This window comes from Streptomyces sp. NPDC046870 (assembly GCF_040704595.1).
Lineage (GTDB): Bacteria > Actinomycetota > Actinomycetes > Streptomycetales > Streptomycetaceae > Streptomyces > Streptomyces argyrophylli.
Map to the genome: position 1 here is coordinate 18,895 of NZ_JBEYXM010000033.1, position 17,633 is coordinate 36,527.

General features: G+C 70.4%; 27 protein-coding genes and 1 pseudogene. 4 read left to right on the forward strand and 24 right to left on the reverse strand.

The window, feature by feature from the left end:
• Positions 1-156 precede the first annotated feature (156 nt).
• Both AB0946_RS37820 and mobF read right to left on the reverse strand, forming a co-directional pair.
• On the reverse strand, positions 157-504 hold the full coding sequence (locus AB0946_RS37820; protein ID WP_366765258.1) for a hypothetical protein: 348 nt from the start codon (positions 502-504) through the stop codon (positions 157-159).
• A complete protein-coding gene (mobF, locus tag AB0946_RS37825) occupies positions 501-2,330 on the reverse strand; it encodes a MobF family relaxase (RefSeq protein WP_366765259.1) in 1,830 nt (609 codons plus the stop codon). The genes AB0946_RS37820 and mobF overlap by 4 nt, the downstream gene beginning before the upstream one ends.
• A 159-nt stretch (positions 2,331-2,489) precedes the next feature.
• Between mobF and AB0946_RS37830 the strand changes: the two genes are divergently transcribed.
• A complete protein-coding gene (locus AB0946_RS37830) occupies positions 2,490-2,690 on the forward strand; it encodes a hypothetical protein (RefSeq protein ID WP_366765261.1) in 201 nt (66 codons plus the stop codon).
• Positions 2,691-2,750: 60 nt separating this feature from the next.
• On the opposite strand, the gene AB0946_RS37835 is transcribed toward AB0946_RS37830, so the two are convergent.
• The 3 genes from AB0946_RS37835 to AB0946_RS37845 form a co-directional block, all read right to left on the reverse strand.
• Positions 2,751-3,374, reverse strand: coding sequence for a hypothetical protein (locus tag AB0946_RS37835; RefSeq protein WP_366765262.1), 624 nt, complete (start codon positions 3,372-3,374; stop codon positions 2,751-2,753).
• 260 nt (positions 3,375-3,634) lie between these two features.
• Positions 3,635-4,408, reverse strand: a complete 774-nt coding sequence (locus AB0946_RS37840) for a hypothetical protein (RefSeq protein WP_366765263.1) — start codon at positions 4,406-4,408, stop codon at positions 3,635-3,637.
• A gap of 64 nt (positions 4,409-4,472) precedes the next feature.
• Positions 4,473-5,090: a PIN domain-containing protein gene (locus AB0946_RS37845; protein ID WP_366765264.1), complete on the reverse strand. Its 618-nt coding sequence runs from the start codon at positions 5,088-5,090 to the stop codon at positions 4,473-4,475.
• A 400-nt stretch (positions 5,091-5,490) separates the two neighbouring features.
• On the opposite strand from AB0946_RS37845, the gene AB0946_RS37850 reads away from it, so the two are divergent.
• Together AB0946_RS37850 and AB0946_RS37855 are read left to right on the forward strand one after the other, a co-directional pair.
• On the forward strand, positions 5,491-6,639 hold the full coding sequence (locus tag AB0946_RS37850; protein ID WP_366765265.1) for a ParA family protein: 1,149 nt from the start codon (positions 5,491-5,493) through the stop codon (positions 6,637-6,639).
• Entirely contained in the window at positions 6,636-7,745 is a 1,110-nt protein-coding gene (locus AB0946_RS37855; protein WP_366765266.1) for a ParB/RepB/Spo0J family partition protein, read from the forward strand. The genes AB0946_RS37850 and AB0946_RS37855 overlap by 4 nt, the downstream gene beginning before the upstream one ends.
• A gap of 176 nt (positions 7,746-7,921) precedes the next feature.
• Here the strand turns inward: AB0946_RS37855 and AB0946_RS37860 are convergent, their stop codons facing one another.
• From AB0946_RS37860 to AB0946_RS37950, 19 genes and pseudogenes are all read right to left on the reverse strand, one after another.
• A complete protein-coding gene (locus tag AB0946_RS37860; RefSeq protein ID WP_366765267.1) occupies positions 7,922-8,338 on the reverse strand; it encodes a hypothetical protein in 417 nt (138 codons plus the stop codon).
• Positions 8,335-8,772, reverse strand: a complete 438-nt coding sequence (locus AB0946_RS37865; protein ID WP_366765268.1) for an RNase adapter RapZ — start codon at positions 8,770-8,772, stop codon at positions 8,335-8,337. Before AB0946_RS37865 ends, AB0946_RS37860 begins: the two co-directional genes overlap by 4 nt.
• 113 nt (positions 8,773-8,885) lie before the next feature.
• A complete protein-coding gene (locus tag AB0946_RS37870; protein WP_366765269.1) occupies positions 8,886-9,125 on the reverse strand; it encodes a hypothetical protein in 240 nt (79 codons plus the stop codon).
• A 77-nt stretch (positions 9,126-9,202) separates the two neighbouring features.
• Positions 9,203-9,379 (reverse strand): hypothetical protein, encoded by a 177-nt coding sequence (locus tag AB0946_RS37875; protein WP_366765270.1) that lies wholly within the window; start codon positions 9,377-9,379, stop codon positions 9,203-9,205.
• A 32-nt stretch (positions 9,380-9,411) separates the two neighbouring features.
• Positions 9,412-10,161 carry a hypothetical protein gene (locus AB0946_RS37880; protein ID WP_366765271.1) on the reverse strand — a complete coding sequence of 250 codons (750 nt, stop codon included), beginning with the start codon at positions 10,159-10,161 and terminating at the stop codon, positions 9,412-9,414.
• Complete coding sequence (locus tag AB0946_RS37885; protein WP_366765272.1) at positions 10,161-11,030, reverse strand: hypothetical protein; 870 nt, start codon at positions 11,028-11,030, stop codon at positions 10,161-10,163. Before AB0946_RS37885 ends, AB0946_RS37880 begins: the two co-directional genes overlap by 1 nt.
• Before the next feature lie 11 nt (positions 11,031-11,041).
• Positions 11,042-11,218 carry a hypothetical protein gene (locus tag AB0946_RS37890; RefSeq protein WP_366765274.1) on the reverse strand — a complete coding sequence of 59 codons (177 nt, stop codon included), beginning with the start codon at positions 11,216-11,218 and terminating at the stop codon, positions 11,042-11,044.
• Between the two features lie 20 nt (positions 11,219-11,238).
• Positions 11,239-11,523 carry a hypothetical protein gene (locus tag AB0946_RS37895; RefSeq protein WP_366765275.1) on the reverse strand — a complete coding sequence of 95 codons (285 nt, stop codon included), beginning with the start codon at positions 11,521-11,523 and terminating at the stop codon, positions 11,239-11,241.
• Positions 11,520-11,963 carry a hypothetical protein gene (locus AB0946_RS37900; protein ID WP_366765276.1) on the reverse strand — a complete coding sequence of 148 codons (444 nt, stop codon included), beginning with the start codon at positions 11,961-11,963 and terminating at the stop codon, positions 11,520-11,522. The genes AB0946_RS37895 and AB0946_RS37900 overlap by 4 nt, the downstream gene beginning before the upstream one ends.
• Positions 11,960-12,637 carry a GGDEF domain-containing protein gene (locus AB0946_RS37905; RefSeq protein ID WP_366765277.1) on the reverse strand — a complete coding sequence of 226 codons (678 nt, stop codon included), beginning with the start codon at positions 12,635-12,637 and terminating at the stop codon, positions 11,960-11,962. Before AB0946_RS37905 ends, AB0946_RS37900 begins: the two co-directional genes overlap by 4 nt.
• 91 nt (positions 12,638-12,728) lie before the next feature.
• Positions 12,729-13,034 (reverse strand): hypothetical protein, encoded by a 306-nt coding sequence (locus AB0946_RS37910; RefSeq protein ID WP_366765278.1) that lies wholly within the window; start codon positions 13,032-13,034, stop codon positions 12,729-12,731.
• Positions 13,035-13,129: 95 nt separating this feature from the next.
• Positions 13,130-14,071, reverse strand: coding sequence for an ATP-binding protein (locus AB0946_RS37915; RefSeq protein ID WP_366765279.1), 942 nt, complete (start codon positions 14,069-14,071; stop codon positions 13,130-13,132).
• A gap of 96 nt (positions 14,072-14,167) precedes the next feature.
• On the reverse strand, positions 14,168-14,335 hold the full coding sequence (locus AB0946_RS37920) for a pRL2-8 (protein ID WP_311579286.1): 168 nt from the start codon (positions 14,333-14,335) through the stop codon (positions 14,168-14,170).
• Positions 14,335-14,685: a hypothetical protein gene (locus AB0946_RS37925; RefSeq protein ID WP_366765280.1), complete on the reverse strand. Its 351-nt coding sequence runs from the start codon at positions 14,683-14,685 to the stop codon at positions 14,335-14,337. Before AB0946_RS37925 ends, AB0946_RS37920 begins: the two co-directional genes overlap by 1 nt.
• A complete protein-coding gene (locus AB0946_RS37930) occupies positions 14,682-15,188 on the reverse strand; it encodes a hypothetical protein (protein WP_366765281.1) in 507 nt (168 codons plus the stop codon). The genes AB0946_RS37925 and AB0946_RS37930 overlap by 4 nt, the downstream gene beginning before the upstream one ends.
• Positions 15,189-15,309: 121 nt before the next feature.
• Positions 15,310-15,585: pseudogene (locus AB0946_RS37935) on the reverse strand (hypothetical protein); the annotation flags it as partial.
• On the reverse strand, positions 15,471-15,842 hold the full coding sequence (locus tag AB0946_RS37940) for a hypothetical protein (protein ID WP_366765282.1): 372 nt from the start codon (positions 15,840-15,842) through the stop codon (positions 15,471-15,473). The gene AB0946_RS37940 and the pseudogene AB0946_RS37935, both read right to left, overlap by 115 nt.
• 19 nt (positions 15,843-15,861) lie before the next feature.
• The gene (locus tag AB0946_RS37945) at positions 15,862-16,287 is read right to left on the reverse strand and encodes an RRQRL motif-containing zinc-binding protein (protein WP_366765283.1); all 426 of its coding nucleotides are present in this window, start codon (positions 16,285-16,287) and stop codon (positions 15,862-15,864) included.
• 254 nt (positions 16,288-16,541) lie between these two features.
• Entirely contained in the window at positions 16,542-17,312 is a 771-nt protein-coding gene (locus AB0946_RS37950; protein WP_366765284.1) for a hypothetical protein, read from the reverse strand.
• A 94-nt stretch (positions 17,313-17,406) separates the two neighbouring features.
• Between AB0946_RS37950 and AB0946_RS37955 the strand changes: the two genes are divergently transcribed.
• The gene (locus AB0946_RS37955) at positions 17,407-17,625 is read left to right on the forward strand and encodes a hypothetical protein (protein WP_366765285.1); all 219 of its coding nucleotides are present in this window, start codon (positions 17,407-17,409) and stop codon (positions 17,623-17,625) included.
• Positions 17,626-17,633 lie beyond the last annotated feature (8 nt).

Sequence of the window (17,633 nt, forward strand, 5' to 3'; positions counted from 1 at the left end):
GCCCAGCCTTCCAGCCGCCACTGACAATGCTGCTGCTGGCAGTGACGGGCCCGAGGGGACCCACTGAGGGATCTGCCCGGCGTGGCGGACAGAGTGCAGTCGGGGGCGCGGAGGTTCCCGGTGCGTCGTCCGCAGCAGGTCGGGTGCGTCGCATCGTCACCACAGCCACGCGGTGGAGTGCCGCACCCGGGACAGAGCACGCGCGTCGCGGCGCGCGGCCGCGTTGCCGATCCGGTTCTGCTGGGACCGGGGCCGGCGCGACTGCCCGGCGGCAAGGCGGCGACGTCCGGCGTCCTGGAGCCGCCGCCGCTGCTTGCGCAGCTCCGCCTTCTTCGCCGCCTTCGACTTCGGTTGCCGCGGCCGTTTCCAGATCGGCTGCCACCCCACGGGCTCGTCGACTTCGGGCTCCTGGTCCTCGTGGAGCGCGGCGGCCATCTGCTCGCGGGTGGCACGGGCGCGGGCGAGGGCTTCGTCGGGATTGGGGCGTTCTTCCGGGGTGCTCACGTGACTCCTCCTATGGTTCGGCCCGGTGTGTGCTGGGCGCCGGGCTGCTGGGCGTGCGGCGGCGGGACCGCCGCCGGGGCAGGCTGCGGACGCAGGCCGTGGGCGGCTTCGCGTGCCCGGCGGCTGTCCTGGAGCGTGGCGGCCACCTGCGCGGCGGCGGCTTCAAGGGTCTGGCGGGTCTGCTCCACCGCGTCGACGTCGACTCCGGTCTCCGGCTCCAGGAGGCGGCCATCCTTCCGACCGTCGCGGAACGGCCGCGGGTGCGACGTCGAGGCGGCGGGCACCGCGACGGCGTACGGGCGGGGGCGGGAGCCCAGGCGCTCCGCTCGCCGCGCGGCGCGGACCCGGGCGGCCAGGGCGCCGGCGGCGATGCGGGCCCGCTCGTACGGGGCCGCCGTGCGGCTGCGGGTCAGCGGGCGCAGCACGGCCTGGTCCTCGGTGTCGCTCGGGTACAGGGCGCGCAGGTCGGCGGTCATCCTTCGGCCGCGTCCGACGGGGCGGGTGTAGTCGTCGACGGCCGCCTGCACGATCCGTTCGTCCAGGCCGGGCTGGTGAGGCCGGCCGCGCAGGGCGTAGGCGAGGTGGCGGCGAGCTTCAGCGAGCAGGTGGTGGCGTGCGAAGGCGCCGCGCATCACGTACACCACGGCGACGGTGTCCACGGCGGCCAGGGCAATGTCGACCACCGGCCGTACCCGCGCCCACACCGCCGCGGCCGCCGCTCGCGCCCGCTCCGCCAGCCGGTCGACGACCTCGGCGCCGTAGGCCCGGATCGCTGAGGTGCGCCATCGCGTCCGCAGCTCGGTCAGCGACAGCAGCTCGGTGCGCTTGGGCGGGCGGGTCTGGTCGGCGGCCTGGCATGCAAGTGCGTAGGAGGCCCGCTCCCCCGGCGCATGCCCGTGCTTCTCCTCGTACTTGGCCGTCAGGACGGGCAGCGCGTCCTCGATCTGCTGGCGGCGGGTCGACTGCCAGCCGATCAGCCGCTGGTCGATACCCACGATCTCCATGACCGGCCGGCGGCCGGGCGTCACCTCGCGCGGCTCCCACGCCCACCCGAGCCGGGCGGACACCTCCTCCATGAAGTACAGGGTGTAGAGGGTGTCGGCGGCGACTATGTGGGCCATCAGCGAGTCCGCCGACAGGTTGCCCCACTTCCCGTCGTGCGGCCGCCGGGCGCGGATCGACACGACCGCGTGAGTGTGAAGCAGCGGCCTCGATTCCGTGGCTCTGGACTCGTAATGCCTAAAGACCGCGACGACCAGCCCGTCCTTCACCCGGGCGCGCTCCTTGCCGCCAGCCTTCCAGCGGATCTCCGCGACCGACTCCTCCGTCCACGCCAGGGTCTTGTCGCGGGCGATAACGTCGCACAGCTCCAGCACCCGGCGGTGCCGGTCGTCCATCAGGGCCCATGCGACATGTGCCGTCGGCGGGGGCCGGAACGTCAGGCCGAAGGCCAGCCAGGGGGTGCGCTCCTTGGCCTTGTCGGTCTTCGGTGAGCGGTTGTGCTCGATGGGCCTGCCCAGCACGGTCGCCCGCCTCGCCTGCGCCGGGGTCTTGCCCTGCGCCAGGAGCTCGCGCTCGATCCGGTCGGCGTCCGGGTGCCGGCCCTCCCCCAGGAGCAGCTCGGCCTGCCGCTCGGTCACCACGTCCCCAGCCGCCAGGCCGAGCGCGGCCAGGCCCCGGCCCTTCCACACGCCGGGCGGGACACCGGCTTCGTCCTGGGCGGCGCGCAGCGGCGTGCCCGCCCGGCGGTGGCCGTCGCCGACCATCACACCACGGAAGAGGTAGCGCCACCCGTTCCCCGGGCGGACTGGCGACATGCTGATCATCGGCCCATGGAACCCCAGCGCTGACCTGCGCAAAAGCGCGATCCGGGGTCCTTCCCGCCGGGCGGGAGGGCATCGCCAGATCTTTACCGGAGCGCCCGCCAGGCGGACCGCCAGGCCAGCCCGAGACGGTAAGCCACCGGTGTGTGCACTCTCCCGCGCATGGAAATCACCAGAGACGGAATCCCCTGCGCCCTCTGCCACACGGTCACCACGGAGTTGGTGTACCTGGTCCTCAGCGCCCAGTTCTCCCTCCCGCAGCGAGAGGTCATCAAGGACCGCTGGTGCCCCGCCGGCTGCCGCCAGCTTCAGCCCGTCCGATGGAAGGAGGCGATGCCGCTGCTGCCCGGGGACGACGCCTGACGACGCCGTGCGAATGCTGTGCGGGAGATTCCTCAGTCGGGTCTCCCGCACAGTCGGGTATCAGCTGGCGGCATGCGGTGTCCTTGTAGCCAAGAACTGCGCGATCACGGATCGCGTCACTTCAGCTTCCCGCGCCTGTCGGCTGCGCTCTTGCTCGATCTGTTCAAGCACTCGGTTATGCAGCTCGCTGTCACGGACAGGCTGACTGATTCGCTTCAGGAACCTCTCGTACATGTCGATGTCCTCGCCCGGTACGCAGAGACGAGCGTCGTCGGAGGAGTCCCCGGTCATCCAGCCGTGGGCTCGGGCCAGGTTCAGGCTGTCCTCCACTGCCGAAAGCGACATGCCGGTGAGGTTCGCCAATTCGGGAACGGTGAAGCTGATGCCCTGCGTATCGGTGTACTTGCCGGTGCCGAGCCTGTCCGCCAGTACGAACAGGCAGACCACGACCATGTCGGGCAGCTCAGCGGCGAGCATATGACTCAGGTACCGCGTCCGCTCCTCGGCGAGATCTTCGGGATTGTGGATGAAGGCGCGGAGTCCTGCCTTCTGCGCCGCATGAGCGGCTTCTTCTTGTGCGCGCTTTGCGTCCACCTCGCGGGCTGCCTGGCGGTGGCTGATTCCCGCTTTGCTGGCTTGTGCACGGATGCGGGCCTTGCGGACGTTGGAGCCGTTCTTCGTCATGCGCTTCTCCAGGGAACCCACGCTCCTCCCGGGTCAGCCGAACGAGTCTGGCGGCGGGAAGTCTGCACGGGCCCGTGCCAGCGGATGCCGGGGGAGCCTTGGCCGGACTGGGTCACAAGCGGCGTGGGCGCTGCGACGGCGGCGGTAGGCGTTCGTGTCATGCCACCCCGAACCGTAGAGCGCTCCCGATCGCCGACGGCCATCTCACCCTTACGTGGGCGTGCCGCTCCAACCCGTGCGAATACTGCGCCCAGGATCGTTCAGCCGCGGTCCGTATGTCGCTGCTGCTTCGCGTGTTCAGCCCCAGTGCTGTGCCTCGTGACGGCCGTGCCCTGGTTCCTGTCTGTCGTAGTAACCACGCGGACCTTCAGGTCCGCGCGGAGTCGTACGGCCACTTCGCGCAGGTCGCCACTCATGGCGACGAACTGGACCAAATGCTGGAGGGCAGCGAGTTCCCCGGTACGGGCCAGGATGGAGAGGACGGTGTCCTCTCCGAGCATGGCATCGATCCCCCAACGCTCTGCGGTCGCGTTCCGGGCGTTCCGGAAGCGGTTGTTGAACGAGCCTGCCCTGTCGAACGGGGCGAGTCGTTCGGCCAGAGCGTCCAGGTCATGGCCCGGCTTGCGGTAGTAGGGCTGGTCCTCGCTACCGGCTTTGCGGACGTCCAGGAGGCTGGAGAGGAGAAAGCCAGCGACCTTCTCGGGGGCTGGCGTCAGGCCGGCTCCCATCCAGCGCTCGATCGGCGTTCCGCCACGGACTTCCATAACTAGGGACCAGCCGCTGCTGGTGCTCCAGTCAAAGTGGATGTCCAGCACGTCCTTCGGCGCCCCGTTCATCTGAGCGACCACCTCGAGGCCGAGGTCGACGTATCCACCGCCGTCACCTTCGGAGTCGCCCAGTTCCTCTGGCGGGCACGAGCTGATCGAGACCACGGGGTAGCCATCACGCAGCAACAGCTTGGCCACGTCGGCCATGTAGTGGCCCACGCGACGGTGGATCGCGCGATCGCGTTCCGTGGGGCTCGATGCACCCATGCGGGAGCGGCTCCTCCGGCTTAGGTGGTCAATCGGCGGTTCGGACGGCGGTCACACCGTCGGCTCACGTAGAGGCGGGGCCTTCTACGTAGGGGAGACCGACCGCCGCGAGTTTGGTCTGCAGGTTGATGTCGCTGGTCGCGGCGTACAGCTTGGACCCGGGGTGGGCGGACTGCAGGAGCAACGTGGAGGCGATAAAGCGGTCGTCGGGGACGTCCAGGTCCAGCCAGGTGGGGAGTCCGTCGGCGCGGGGCTCGATGTGCTCGAAGACGGCGTAGACGTCGCCGGCGACGCGGGCTCCCTTGCGAACGTCTCCGTTGTCGCGCATCGCCTTCAGCCTCCGGTCGGCCTTCTTCGCGGCTTCCCTGCGCTCGGGGCGGTTGTGGCTGCGCTTGAGGTCGTCGATCTCGCGCAGTACGACGGGCAGGAGGTGCACCATGTAGCGCGGGCTGTCGACGGCGTCCTGGTACACCGTGACGTCGGGGTCGTCCATCAAGGCGTTGGTGTCGACGACCACCCGCACCGGCCAGTCGTCCTGCGGCAGCAGCTGAACAAGTCCACGCAGTGCCGTTGTGGCTTCCCGCAGCCGTGTCACCGCTCCGGTGATGTCCTTGGGAGCACGGTTCTTCACCCGGCCTTCGCGGACGAGCCAGTCTTCCAGCAACCGGATCCCGTCGTCCATGCTGCGCTGCACGGCCGGTGTGGGGTGAGGGAAGAGAAGCTGGAATCGCGGTGCCCAGTCGCGCACCTGTCGTAGGAGTTCCATCCTGCGTGCCTCTACCTCCGGACTGCTGGGCGCCCAGGCCCACGGATGGCCAATGATCGTTACGCCCCCAAGGTCCATCTGCCTCGCCCGTACCTGAGAGCTTTCCAGGATGGAGGCGTAGGAGCCCTCGATGCTTGTGAGTTCGGACAGCAACTGGTCGACGTAGGTTGGGGGTGGTGGCTTCCTAGGCATGCCCCCGATCATCCTCCATGCCGCCGCGCGCTGGGCCCCAGGCAGGGGCCTTCCCTAGTCGCAGCAAATGTGAGTTGGAGCCGTTACCGGCCCGCCATCACCTGACCTAGTAATGTTCGGCCACATGAGCATCCCTAGCCCCCGAGGGGAGCGAGAGAAGCTAATTACAGCCCTCACTCCCCAGTTGCGCAGGCATCTGAAGATCCGTGCGTTTGAGCACGGAATGGACATCCAGGACGCGACTGAGCACGCTATCAAGGCGTGGTACGAAGCAGACGGTCTGCCAGAAGTGAGGACCGACGGTGCGAAGACGTGGGGAACGTTCCTCCCTGCCGGTGAGCCCGACAAGTTCAAGGCGGCCTGCTCTGAGCGGGGCGTCACCTATGTGCAGGGGCTGGCCCAAGCGCTCACTCTGTGGCTCGACAATCACCCGTCCCCGTCTGCACCGCTGGTGTCGCAGCCTGTGGTGCGAGTGATAGTGGCCAACCAGAAGGGCGGCGTCGGGAAGACCTTCCTCTCTTCCGGGATCGCCCAGGCGCTCGCGGAGGCCGGCCATCGCGTGCTCCTCGTCGACTACGACCCGCAGGGGCACCTCACGGCAGAGCTCGGCTTCGAGGACCTCATGTACGAGGACGACGTCGAGACGTTGATGATGCACATGGATGGAACCGCCAGGGGCGACATCCACGACCTGCTGGTGGCCTTGGACGGCGATCGGTTCGGCGATCGCCTTCACCTGCTCCCCGCATCCGACGACGCATTCCTGCGCGACGTCGCCCTGTCCAAGGTCAGCTTCAGCGAGGCCGCTCTCGAGCGGGCTCTGGAGCCGCTCGAAGCTGACTACGACGTCATCATCATCGACGGTCCACCCAGCCTGGGCCTGAACATGGACACCGCGCTGTACTACGTCCGCCGCCGCGAGGGAGAGCTCGCCGACCGGTCTGGCGTCATCACCCCGGTCTGGGCCAACAAGGCCTCACACAGGGCGTTTCGTCTTCTGAAGAACCAGATGGACGACCTGTGCAAGAAAGGTCGGATCCAGGTCGACTACCTAGGGTTGATCATCAACGCCTATGACAGCCGGCGCGGCAAGCTCGTGAAGCAGAACAGGGACGAGTGGGAGAAGAGCAGTTCCCCAGCGGTCCTGGCCGTGATCGGTGATCTGAAGGAGGGCCGGGAGGCTGCAGACGGTGAGATCCCGCTGCTGGAGTACGCGCCCGACAGTGAGCACGCGCAGGTGATGCGCGATCTGGCGAAGGAGCTTGCCGTATGACACCCCCTCAGGGCCGGATCACCCGCGGGTTCAGCATGGATGAGGAGGAAGGCGGCGAGAAGAAGGCGCCACGCCGCATCCGGACCCGCCAGCAGATCATGAACGGTGAAGGGAAACGGCCTCCGGCCAAGGTGGAGCTCAAGCTGCTCGCCAGCAACCCGTTCAACCCCCGGGATGAGCTCACGGAGATCGAAGAGACGGCAGAGTCTCTGCGAGCCAAGGGGCAGATCCAGCCCGTCACGGTGGCACGGCGCGCGGCCTTCCTGAACGCCCACCCTGGGCAGGAGTCGGCAATCGGCGAAGAGGCGGAGTACGTCGTCATCGACGGCAACCGGCGCCTGGCCGCTGCGCAGCTCGCAGGACTCACCGAGCTGCGTATCGACGTCAACGACGACCTCGCTGCCAGCGCAGCGGACATCCTGGAAGCCGCGCTTATCGCCAACATCCACCGGGTGGATGTCCCTCCTATGGACCAGGCGAAGGCCATCCAGGAACTTGTACAGGCCCATGGTTCGCAGGGGCAGGTGGCCAAGAGGCTGGGGAAGACTCCGGCCTGGGTCTCCCAGCGCCTGGCGCTGCTGGAGCTCACACCGGATCTGCAGGAGAAGGTGGAAACCGGCGAGCTCAAGGTGGAACCGGCTCGCCGGATCGGCCGACTCCCCAAGGAGCAGCAGGCAGGCGAGGCGGAGAAGGCTATTAACGCCGTTAAGCCCCCGCGCCAGCGGCGAAAGCTCTCGGAAGAGAGAAGCGCGCCCTCAACCGTTAACGGCGTTAATACCCCCGGAGGGGCAGCCGAGCAGACCTTGGCCGAACCGTCGACCGTTAACGGCGTTAATACCCCCGCCGGAAGAGAAGGCCCGGCTGAGACTCCCGCCGGGGCAGGTTCCGAACAGGGCGAGAGCTCGGGCGAGGGCGAAGGCGAGCAGCCGAGGCGACTGCCGTATGACGATGCGGTCTACATCGTCCGGCATCTTCACTTGAAGATGACCAGCGAACACTTCGTCCAGGGCGCACGAGTGTGGATGAAGATCCTCCACGAGCAGCATCCCGAGGAGTACCAGGCCCTGCTGCTTGAGCTGGGGGAGCAGGAGCAACAGCCGGTCTGATCCTCCAACGCAGAAAGGCCCGTACCCCCTGCGGATTGGCAGGAAGTACGGGCCTTTGCCGTGACGCCTGTCAGACCGCCCAGATCGCGGGCGCGCCTTCGTCGGGGTTGGGGATGCTGGCGGCGGTCACCAGAGCGGCCGGGTGTCGCATGGCAGTGATCGGGACCGCGCCGGGCTCAGTGCTGGGTGCCTACGCCATCCGCCAGTCTCATCCCACTCGCATCCGCAGCCGTGGTCCGGGTGCGGGTGCCGTAAGAAGACGCCGTGCGTGAGGACGGCGCGCGGGATGCGGGGGTGATTACGGAGGGGTCGTCACCCGGGTACAGATGCAGGTTCCGCCAGCCGTGGATCCGGGCCATGTAGGCGGCGGCCTCGATGGTGTCGGCCCACCCCTGGTGTCCGAGGACGACGAAACCGATCGGGTAGAGGTGGTCGTCGGTGGGGTCGTTGATCCCGGTGACGTACAGGCCGCGATGGACGACGAAGCCGTTCTCTGCCGCGTCCTCGCTGGGCGTCCAGAGCTGTTCGACGGGGTGCGTGGTGCCGTCGTCGCCCTCGTTGGTCTCGATCTCGTACAGGCCCGTGGTGGTCACGCGCTCGCTCCAGTGCTGGTGTCGGTCGTCTTGAGGACGCGCGGCAAGTGGATGTGGAGGTGTTCGACGTCGACCTGGCGGCCGCGGGCGCGGACTTCGCGGGCAAGGAGCTCGGTGAGCCCGGATGCCCTGTGCTTGCCGCCTGCACAACCGATCGCTATGCGGCGAGGGCCCGCAGGCAGGGTCGCGTAGTCAGCGAGGTTGGCGAGCAGTTCGCGGGCGCCGGGGGTGTTCAGAACGACGTCCTGGACGCGGGGGTTGAGACCGTCGAGGTCGAGGATGTCGCGGGCGGCGGCCGGGTCACGGAGCCGGTCACGGACGTCCTCGATGCGGTCGGCCGACGGTGGGACGGGGCGACCGTCGGCGTCCTTGGGAAGGTGGAGGAAGCCGAACGACGTCAGCAAGAGGACGTGTTCGGTGTCGGGTTTGGGCATGCGGAGGGATCCCTTCGCAGAGCGGGTTGAGGTCAGTGGTAGTGCGGTGAGGCGGGCCGGAGTTGGCGTCGACGGCCGCCCCGCAGGCACGGCGGGTCCCGGCCGGGCCGGGATCACCGGGTGTGCAGGGCGGCGAGGTGCTCCTGGCGGTGCTCGCGGGCGGCGGGCTCGGCGAGGACCTTGACGTGGTGGGTGTCGCCGACGTCGCCGTGGTGCGAGCACACGACGGCGTACGCGGTCCGGCCCGTGCAGCCGGAGGCGGGGTCGCGCGGCTTGCCGGACGGCTTCACGTCGTGCTCGCAGCGGCTGTTGTCCTCGTGGCGGGGTTCGACGCGGATGGTGATGCGGGCCATGTGGTGTGCTCCTTGTCGCAGACAAGAGCGCCGCGCCCGCCCTGGACGGCGGGGCGCGGCGCTCGGGGGTGGTGGTGCTAGTTGGTGGTGTGGGTGACCACGAGGAACTGGTCGCTGGGCAGGTCCATCACGACCTGGGCGTCCGGCCTGCCCCGGGCGCGCTGGACGGCGGCGTACTCTTCCGCCGGCCATGAGCCTCGGGGGCCTCCGGCGGGGAACCGCTCAAGGACGGTGCGTTGGGGCTGGGTGGTCATCGGGTTCGCCTCCCTTCGGGGGTGGCTGAGGGTCACGGGTCGGTGTCCTCGGGTGCGGGGATGTCGCCGAACATGTCGTCCATCGCCTGCGTGACGGCGGGTCGGTGCTCGGGGCGGGTCGCGTTGAGGACGGTGTTGGTGAGGTCGATCAGGTCGATGTCCTCGAACAGTTCGGTCAGGTCCGCGATGGTCTCCGGGTCCAGGACGACACCGTCGGGGCGTTCGCTGTCCAGGTAGCAGTTCATGGCGTCGACGTAGTCGGCGAGCCGGTGGGCCATGGCCGGGGTGACGTCGAAGCTGTGGCAGTGCTCCAGGCCCGAGCCGAGGGTTCCTGTCGGGCTGATGTGGATGCGGATGCTCTGCCCGGGGCCGGGTGCGGCCGGTCCGAAGCCGGTGAGGGCTTCGGCGAGAGCCGCGATCGCACTGTTGCGGTCCGCGTCCGCGTCTATCGCGGTCGCGGTGTCCGCGTCGTCCCCGTGCACGTCCAGCAACGGCGCTTCCCAGAGCACTTCGAGGGTGTCGGCGTGCAGCCGGATGACCCCGTCGGCAGTGTCCGGGAGCGTGAGGTGGCCGATGATGCGCAGCAGGTCGCCGGGCTGCCGTTCGGTGAGCATGGCGTGCGCGATGTCCGGCTCCATGGTGGTGCAGGGAATGACCGCTTCTTCCACCAGGTGGTCGGTGCCCGTGGAGCAGTTCAGCCGCCAGTAGGCGGTGCCGTCGCGGTCGCCGGGTTCGGGTTCGGCGGCCAGGTAGCCGTCCAGTGCGAGCGGGATGGCGTCCATCAGCTCGCCTCCGCCAGGTTGGTGGTGCGGTGGGCGGCGTCGTAGGCGTCGACGACGGCCTTGGCCGGGTTGCCCCGGTCGGCGACCTGGTGGCCGTTGGCGCGGGCCCACGTGCGGATCGCGGCCAGCTCTTCCTTGCTGCGCTTGCCGGTGGGAGCCGCCGGATCCGGAGCGGGAGCCGGGCGCGGGGCGGCCTGTACCGCCGTGGCGGTGTGGCCGCCGGCCTTCACCGCACGCAGCTGCGCCTGGGCGGCTTCCAGTTCGGCCTTGGCCCTCGCGACGCGCTCTTCTGCCTGACGCTGCGCTTCGTCGTCGGCACGGCGCTCGGTCAGCTCGGTGAGATCACTGCGCACCCGGGCGGCCCGGTTGCGGATGCCGGCAGCAGGGTGGTTCTCCGCCCACACGAGCAGAGCCTCGATTCCGTCGGCGTCCATCGTGCTGTCGGGCGCTGCCGCGGCCGTCTCCGGAATGCCCGTGCCGGCCCCGGTGTCCGTGTCGGTGGCGGGCAGTCCGGCGTGCCGGACGGCCTCGGTGAGTTCGTCCTCGGACAGGCCGAGGGTGCCGCGGACGTGCTCGGGGCTGTCGCCGTTGTTCAGCATGGAGACGGCGGTGGCGATGAAGGCGTTGACGGTTCCGGTGGGCATCGTCTCTCCGGTTGGGGAGTCGTCGGGGGTAGTGAGGTGCGGAAGCAGGCGTACGAGGTCGTCCTCGCCGCAGGGCAGACCGAGCGCGCCCAGCAGGTCGATGAGGTCGGCCTTGTCGCGAGAGTGGTGGGCGACCGTCAGGGAGGCGGCCGCGTTCTGGTCGTCGCGGAGCGGGGTGAGTTCGAGGTCCTCGGCTGCGAGGGCCTCTTTCATGTCGGTGAACATGACCGGCCCTCCTACGCGGCCCTGGTGCGCGACTTGCGCAGGGCGATGTCCAGCAGCTCGCGGTTGCGCTTTTGCTGTTCGGGGGTGAGCGGCCGGGCCTTCACGCTGCCGTGGCGGTGCCAGAGCGGGGAGGCCGGCGGCTCGGGGTAGGCGAGGGCGTGGTCGACGTCGCGGTCGGTGCTGCTCATGGAGGTCCTCCAGGTGGAGGTCAGGCGTGGTCGCCTTGGCCCTTGGGCTTCGGCGTGAGGTCGGAGGCGAACCGCCCGCGGCGGGCCTCCACGGGGTTGGCGGTGATCCAGCCCTCCGCGCATGCCTTGTGCACGGGCTCGCCGGAGTGGGAGCGCATGGGCGTGGGCTGGCCGCACAGCGTGCAGGAGAGGTCCTGCCAGCGGTCGAAGTGCTGGGCGTCGCGCCAGACGAGAAGCTCGCCGGGAGCCGGGATCAGACCCGGCTCGAACGGCGGCTTCTGCTTCGTGCGTCCCTGGCCGGTCACGGCCGGAAGTTGGGCATCTGCTGGAAAACCTGCGCCAGCAGGTCCGGCGTCGGCTTCCAGGCCGCAAGCGCGCCCGTGGCGGGCACGGGCAGGGCGAGCTCCTGGACGTCGGCGAGGACCAGGTGGTGCGCGTCGCGCTCCGCCCAGGGGCTGGTGCACTTCTCGGGCCCCTGGTCCAGGTGGCAGCCGGTGAGGCGGGCGATGCCGATGACCGCGCCCAGGTGCAGTTCGCGGCCGCGGATCGCGGTGGCGACCAGCGGGTCGCGCAGCACGGCCGGCTCCGGCTTCTTCTTCCCGGCGTGGATCAGGACCCAGCCTTGCCATGGCCAGTGCACGGGCCTGTTCTCCGGGTTCTTCCCGGCGAGGATGCAGGTCGCCCAGGGCTGGCGGATCGTAATGCCGCGGATCCAGTCGCCCTCGGGCAGGGTGGCCAGGCTCATGCGGCTCGCCCCCACACAGCCGTGCCCGGGCGGCCCGCGCGCCGGCCGTTGATGGACGCCACCTTCGCGTGCTCCTTCGTCGCAAGGTGCGCGCGGCCCGAGTACTTGCCGTCGTAGAGGGCGGCGTCGGCGGCCCGCTGCAGCAGGGACAGGTCGCGGGTCCCGACCGCGTGCGGGGTCGCGGCGCCAACCGAGGCGGCGACGTCGACGGTGCGGTCGTCCTCGAGGACGACCGGGGTGTGCAGCATGCGGACCAGCTGCGCGAGGCGCTGCTCCAGACGTGCGGCGGGCAGCGGCAGGACGACGGCGAACTCATCGCCTCCGAGGCGGCCGACGGACGCGCGCGGGCCCGACCACGCGGTGAGCCGGGCGGCGGTCGCCGCGAGGACAGCGTCGCCGGCCTGGTGGCCCATCGTGTCGTTCACGGCCTTGAAGTGGTCCTGGTCGACCATGATCACGGCCGTGTCGTCGCCGTGGCGGGCCAGGAGCCGGCGGGCACGGGCGGTGTAGGCGTCGCGGCGCAGCAGGCCGGTCAGCGGGTCCTTCCGGGTCGCGGCGAGCTGCTTGTGCAGCGCGGCGGCGTGGATCGCCCAGCCGGTCAGCGGCAGGGCGGCGCTGGTGATCAGGAGGGTGCGCGAGCCGATCCGGCCCTGCGCACGCAGAACGGAGTCCATACTGAGGATTTCCCTCTCGTCTTGTACGGGTTGGGTGGGCCCGGGGCAGCCGTCGAAGCCGCCAAGCACGTGCGGCTGTCCCGGGGCAGAGCTACATCTCGAAGGGCTTGGAGTTGAGCCAGCTGTACGGGCTCCTCCAGGGGCCGGCCTTTGCGGCGGGCCAGTCGAGCTCCCAGCCGGGCCGGTATCCGCAGGCCGACCAGCCGTCCGGGCGCCCGTGGGGGATCTCGCGTCCGGCCTCCGCTGCGGCGCGGGCCGCGTCGTAGACCTCGTGGGCGGCCTTCACGGCGGCGTCTCGGCTGTCGGCCCAGCCGGTGAAGACGTGCACCCCGCGCAGGGTGGGCGTCTCGGTGCTCCGTATGGGGACGTCGACCTCGTAGTACGGGGGTTGGGCCATGACGTCCGTCTCCTCTCGTGATCGCGGTGGTGAGGGACCACCGCGACCGCCCCGGCCCCGGCGCTGTGGCGGGGTCGGGGCGGCACGGAGGTCCGTCAGCCGTGGATCACTTCGAGGTCCTGCGCCTCGAGGTCGTCGTCCTGGTCGTCGCCGTTGTTCGGGCCGTGGGCGGTGCAGACGATGTCCTCGTCGTCGTCCAGGTCGCCGTTGAGCGCGCGGAAGAGGCAGGTGACGCTGTAGGCGGGCACCCAGGCCCGGCCGGTGCATTCGTCGTCGTGCGGGCACGGCACCAGCACGTCGAACCCGACGTCGCCCTCGCCGTCGACGTCGGTGCGCAGGGCGAGGGTGAGGTACTGCTGACCGAGGCGGATCTCCGCGACACGGTCGCCGTCGGCCACGTTCGAGCCGGGCTTCCACTGCCACAGCGGCAGGATCTCCTCGCCGAACACCCGGGATACAAGGTTCAGGTCACCGAGGCCGGCACTGCCGTCCAGGCCGAGGTCGGCCTGCCGGGTCTCGCTCAGGCGCTCCAGGAACGGCAGCAGCCGGTAGAGGCTGTCGGAGAAGACGACCTCGGAGAACCCTTCGGTCTTGAGGGTCCGGTGCGAGGCGACCATGGCCTGGTGCTGCTTGGCGACCACGTCCTTGGGCACCGTGCGGTTGGCCGGCCGCGGCCCCTGCCGCTCGATGCAGACGCTGCTGGGGGTGGCGACCATGACCGCGATGGGCAGCATGTCGTGCCGCTTGGCGGCGGCGATCAGCGGCTCCCTGGCGGACCTGGTGACGTTGGTCGCGTCGACGACGGTGAACAGCCGGCGGCGCATCCTCGCCTCCAGGAGCAGGTGCAGGGCGGCGACCGCGTCGCTGGTCGCGTCCTGGTCGCCCGCGTCGTCGCTGACGACCTCGCGCAGCGCGTCCAGGGACAGGACCTGGGAGGCGGGCCAGGTGCGCGCGATCGTGGACTTCCCGGCGCCGGACGGGCCGATCAGGACCACCAGGCTGTGCTCGGGCATCTGCGGGTAGATCAGCTCGGTCATGCGAGATCTCCTTGCGGGTGAGGGCGCCGGGCAGCCCGAATGGGGGCGCTGCCCGCCGTGGGCGGTGAGCAGGGGCGGGGGCTTCGCGCAGCGGTGTCAGCGGACGATCATGTGGTCGGGGTGGCCGTTCTTCATGTGGTCCACGCACTGCGGGCAGTCCTCACGCGGACCGAGCCCGGCGTGGGCCTCGCGGCTGGCGTACGCGTGGAACCAGCACTGCGTGCACTCCCCTCGGGGCGGGTTCGTCGCCTTCGCGCTCGCCATCAGATGCCTCCCTGCTGCGGGTGAAGGGCGCGGGCAGCCCAGATCAGGCGCTGCCCGGCGTTGTCGGTGATCAGGGCGGCGGCCTCGTGCAGGGGACACGAGGCGTCGCCGTCGCGGTCCGGCTCGACCTGCTCGGCACGACGCGCGGCGGCGGTGAGCAGCTGCGCGACGGCCGCCATGAACCCGCCGGGCGGGTCGGTGTCCTCGATGAGCTCGCGCAGGATCGCGGCGAGCTCCTCTTGGTCGACGTCGCCGGCGCGAAGGTCGTCCTCGATCTGCTGGAGGGCCAGCGAAGCGATCCCGACCGAGGCGCGTACGCGTTCCAGTCGCGTCCGGGGCTGGCCGGTCACCGGGTGGTGGCCTTGGCCGTGGCAATGAGCGCGGCGACGGTCTCCCAGCCGTGGTGCCAGGAGTTGTCGAGGTGGAAGGCGCCGTTCATTCCGTGCGAGGCCAGCTTGTAGAAGTTGGTCTTGCCGGTCTTGTCGGCGAGCTTCTCCAGAACCCCGTGGCCCGGCACCCGGCGGTCCGCGATGTAGTGCGTGCCGAAGGACAGGGCGAGCGCGGCCGCGGCCGCGCCGGGGTGGACCCGGATGCCCAGCGCGCGGGCCCCGAGTCCGGCGACGACCGCCTGCGTGGCCGTGTAGGTGACGCAGTGGTGCAGGCACGCCTTGCGGCCGTCGGCGGTGCCGTGGGTGGTCTTCTCCTTGGTGGCCGGGTCCTCGTAGGTCACCGGGGCGTCGTCGGAGGCACCCTTCACTCGGGCGCAGAAGTCGTTCTGGACCCAGAAGTCGCCGACCGCGCTGGCGGCGCGGGTCAGCCCGAGCAGGGCGGCGAAGACGGCGGGACGATGCATGCTGGAGGTCTCCTGATCTCGAAGAGGGTGAGGGAGCGGGGTGGCCGGCCCTTTGCCGATGCGCGGCCACCCGGCGGTCCCGACCCCGGCCGGTGTGGCCGGGGTCGGGTCGTTCAGAACGGGGGGGCTCGTTGTCCGGCCAGGCCGGGACGGGCAGGAGCCGGACGCGCAGCTCGCGCCGGTCCGACCAGCAGCCGCACGCCTCCATCTCCGGGTTCGCACCGCCGACCCACCAGCCGCCCGCGCCCCGGCAGTCGGGGCAGGAGCGGCGGGGCCGGGGCGTCAGCTCGATGCGGTGCCGGTCGGCGTACAGCCGCCAGTGGCCGGCCTTGAGCACGACGGCGGCCGTCGCCGCGGCGAGCGGGAAGGCGGCGGCGAGCAGCAGGGCGGCGCGCAGACGGCAGCCGGTCGCCGCAGCGGGATGGCGCGGCAGTTGGCGGCGTGGCTGTTGGCGTCCGGCCGGATGCGGAACAGGAAGTCTTCCTCGGGCCGGTCGGAGGAGTCTCCGCAGCCGTGGCAGTTCCAGCGGTTCTTGTCCGAGTGCTTGCCGTGGCCGGTGACGTCCACGTACGAGCCGCCTACGGTGATGAACCTGATCAGCAGGTTCTTGGGGCGGTCGGGCTCGGTGAAGGCGGCGAGGGTGGCGGTGCTCATGGGCTGATGTCCTCTCGGATCATGCGGCCAGCAGGTGCTTGGCCGGGGGAGCGATGTAGGAGGCGGGGTCGGCGGGCGTGCCGTCGAAGCACTCCAGGCAGGACCCCAAGGTCTTGAGCGGGAGGCAGTGGAAGTAGCGCCGACGGCAGGTGCCGCACGTTTGGCGTGCGGCCATGGCCTTGTCGAGCGCGGCCTCCTTCGCGAGGGTCATCGGGCGCTTCGGCTTCGCCAGGTCGATCCGGTACAGCCACGCGAAGCGCTTGCCGCCGCGGCATTCGATTCGGGCGACGGGCTCCTGGCCGCCGGGGCGCAGTCCCATCTCCCGCAGCTGGCGGCGGGTGGCGAGGTTCGCGTGCCCGGCCTGCTTCCACCGGAAGACTGGTAAGGAGCCGTCGCCGGGGTCGTACGGGTCGACGTCGACCAGGTCCTGGTCCTGGTCGGCCATCACCTGCTCCAGGTACCGGGCAACCGGCGCTGAGGCAGCGGGTAACGGGTGCCGGGACGCTGCGGGCGGGGCCGGCCGATCCGGCGGCGCGGGCGGGGGATGAGCACGAGCGGTTCCTCCTGATGTCGGTGGACAGCAAGCACCGCGCCGTCGGCTGTTCGTCGGCGGGCGCGGTGCGAGGCGGCCGGTCGGCCTGTCCAGCCCTCGCCCACCCGGGAGCGGGGTGGGCGAGGACCAGGCGGAGCGACCGGGAGTCAGTCCCGGAAGGGGCAGCTGCTGTGCGGGTGCTGTGCGGCGGGCTCGGCCGGGACCGGGTACGGCACCGGGACGTGGATCTCGGGCCGGACGCTGACCTTGGCCGGGCGTCCGATGACGCGGCGGCGCAGGGTCAGGCCGCGCAGGGCGACCGCGGACAGCAGCGTCCAGGCGAGGGCGGCGAGGCCGGCGGCGACGGGGCGGCTGGTGTCCGGGGTGGCCGTCCAGACCATGAACACGGTGGCTGCGCCCCAGGCCGTCCACATCGCGCGCACTGCGTTGTTGCGGGTGAGGAAGCCGAGGACCAGGCCGGTGATGCCGGTGAGCAGCCACAGCGTGTAGACGGTGGAGGCTGCGACCGGGAGGCCGGCGGAGTGCTGGGCGATGTAGGTGCGCACCGGCTGGTCGACGACGGCGGCGACGCCGTTGGAGGTGTCGATGCCGACCTGCACTTTGGGCGCGGCGGTGAGGATCTGGTGCAGGGCCTGGAGGAGGATTTCGCCGGCGGCCTCGGCCATCAGCACGACGAAGGAGACCCCGGCGACCATGAGGACGGCGCGCAGCCAGGGCGCCATGTGGCGCAGGCCGTCGTCGGGGGCGCTGAGGACGTCGTCCCACATGTCGTACAGGACGCCGTCGATGTCCCAGGCGCGCTTCCACCAGTCGCGCAGTGCGGCGAGGCGCGGCGGTTTGGCCGGTGTCTTCGGGAGCGGGACGGGGAGGTAGGCGAGCTCCTGGCGGCCGGGGCCGGTGTTGTCGTTGGACTGCACGGGGCAACTCCTTGTTGTCGATGTGGTGTTCACGGAGCGTGCGAGTGGGCCAAGCTGTGAGCGACGGGCCCGGGAGAGAGGGGAGGCGGCTGCGATGGGGTGGTTCACCCGCGATGAGCCGGAGGAAGTCGTCTTCGAAGAGGTCGTGGACACGGACGGGCAGATCTGGCCCGCGTTCACCGACGACGACGGCGTGCTGTGGATCGACGTGGACTACGACGTCGAGGTGACGATCAACGGCGCGATCGTCGACGGCCAGATCCGGGGTGCCGAGGTCGACACCGAGGGCCGTATCTGGATCGACTACGACTGATCCGTGAG